Source organism: Escherichia sp. AM3 (genome assembly GCF_032029835.1).
Taxonomy (GTDB): Bacteria; Pseudomonadota; Gammaproteobacteria; order Enterobacterales; family Enterobacteriaceae; genus Escherichia; species Escherichia coli.
The window spans coordinates 1-237 of sequence record NZ_JAVUPQ010001299.1 but is presented as its reverse complement, the minus strand read 5'-3'; the positions used below and the strand labels follow the sequence as shown (position 1 = coordinate 237).

Below are 237 nucleotides of genomic sequence, written 5' to 3'. Positions count from 1 at the left end.
GACGAACCGGCATGCCCACCAGCCACTGCCAGAGATCGAGCTGGTGCGGGTCCTGGTTGAGCAGCACGCCGCCGCCTTCCCCTTTCCAGGTGGCGCGCCAGCCGCCGGAGTTGTAGTAACTCTGCGAGAGATACCAGTTGGTGATTATCCAGTTGGAGCGGCGGATCTCGCCCAGCTCGCCTCTGTCGATCAGATCTTTCAATTTCTGATACAGCGGGTTGGGCCGCTGGTTATACA

1 protein-coding gene is annotated in these 237 nt (G+C 60.3%); it reads right to left on the bottom strand.

Annotation, left to right across the window (positions count from 1 at the left end; translation table 11 throughout):
- Nucleotides 1-237, bottom strand: a 237-nt coding sequence (locus RTW80_RS30775) for a Gfo/Idh/MocA family oxidoreductase (RefSeq protein ID WP_312722046.1), incomplete at both ends; no start/stop codon positions are given.